Here is a 1,351-nt window from a genome sequence, read left to right as displayed (position 1 = left end):
CGCCGTGGCGGCGGCGGCGGCCGGCGCGGCCTGGGCCGCGGCGCCCGCGCCGGTGTCAGCCGGGACGGGCGCGGCATCAAGCTGCGCGGAGACACCCAGCATCTCCGCCAGTTCGGCCAGCGTTTGCGGCCGTTCGGCGGGCGCCATCGACAGGCCGGCGTCGATCACGGACAGGAAATCCTGGCCGTATTTCGGCAGGCCCAGGGAGGCGAGCGGTTCGTAGGTGTCCGCCGCGCGGCGTTCGGGCGCTGGCGGCGGCCGCCGCCCGGTGACCAGCGCATGCATGACTGCGCACAAGGCGTAGATGTCGCTCCACGGGCCGCGCGGCCACTCCATGGAATCGGTATAGAGTTCGAACGGTGCAAAACCGGAGGTCGGGCTGCGGCTGGCGCGGCGGGAACGCGCCACGATCAGCTCCGGGACCAGATGCGCCCGCGCGTTCTCGTCCATTCCCACCGTTTCCAGGGAAATGTCGCCACAGATTTCACCCTGCGCGTGCAGGGACATGAGGGACGGCAAAAGATCGGACAGAAGCCGCTTGATGCGCGCTTCCGGCACGCCTCCCGCCGCGCTGGCGGCGATGGCGCTCAATGGGCGCAGCGCAAGCGGCGCGGCGCCGGAAAAAGGGCCACGCGGCGTCAACAAGCCGGCGGAAGGAGACATGATCGAGAGCTGCGCCACGGCGCGAATACGGATTGAAAAGTGAATAGGCCGAATATTATCGAATCCGCTACGCAAGGACATTGCCGAAAATGTCCGAGCGCATCAGGCTGTGGCACGATAGCGTATGGCCGTCTCCCCCTACCCCTTTGGAAGCCCATGAAAATTCGCGTTCTGAGTAGTCTGCTTGGCTTATCCGTCCTCCTGGCGGGTTGTGCCGGCGTCACCTCCCCGCAGCCGGAGGGCCCGCCCACCGCCCAAGCGCTGGACCAATTGCAACAAGTGCGCGACCAATACCGCGCGGGGCGCTACGGCGAAGTCATCCGCAGCGTCGCCACCTCCGACGCCCTGGCCACGTCCACCAAGGCCGTGCGCATCGAAGCGTACAAGCTGCAGGCCTTCAGCTATTGCGTGAGCCAGTATCCGCAGCTTTGCGAAGACAGTTTCTCGCGCATCCTCGCCCTGGACCCCGCTTTCGTGCTGGCGCCCAACGAGGCCGGCCACCCGGTGTGGGGCCCCGCCTTCCAGCGGGCCCGGGCCCAGGCCTCCAGGTAATCCCGCTTCCTCGCCGCGCGGGGAAGGCGTTTCCATCAGGAAAGGCCAATAAAAAAAAAGGTTCATCGCGCAATAGCGTGGAGGGGTTTGGCAAGTTTTCGTATTCTTGACGGCAGGTATTTGCCATCAGGAGTGC

Annotated in this window: 1 protein-coding gene and 1 pseudogene; one reads left to right on the top strand and one right to left on the bottom strand. The window is 66.2% G+C overall.

Annotation, left to right across the window (positions count from 1 at the left end; translation table 11 throughout):
- Positions 1 to 663, bottom strand: a pseudogene (locus AVE30378_RS32445) (serine/threonine-protein kinase); the annotation flags it as partial.
- Between the two features lie 156 nt (positions 664 to 819).
- Between AVE30378_RS32445 and AVE30378_RS32440 the strand changes: the two are divergent.
- Entirely contained in the window at positions 820 to 1,215 is a 396-nt protein-coding gene (locus tag AVE30378_RS32440; protein WP_129247289.1) for a TssQ family T6SS-associated lipoprotein, read from the top strand.
- Positions 1,216 to 1,351 lie beyond the last annotated feature (136 nt).

It is taken from the genome of Achromobacter veterisilvae, from assembly GCF_900496975.1.
Taxonomy (GTDB): domain Bacteria; phylum Pseudomonadota; class Gammaproteobacteria; order Burkholderiales; family Burkholderiaceae_B; genus Achromobacter; species Achromobacter veterisilvae.
The sequence above is the reverse complement of the archived record's forward strand: the minus strand, read 5'-3'. Positions and strand labels throughout refer to the sequence as shown.

Excerpts from the sequence above, each read along its gene's own strand:
- AVE30378_RS32440 (WP_129247289.1), top strand. The coding sequence starts at position 820 with ATGAAAATTCGCGTTCTGAGTAGTCTGCTTGGCTTATCCGTCCTCCTG.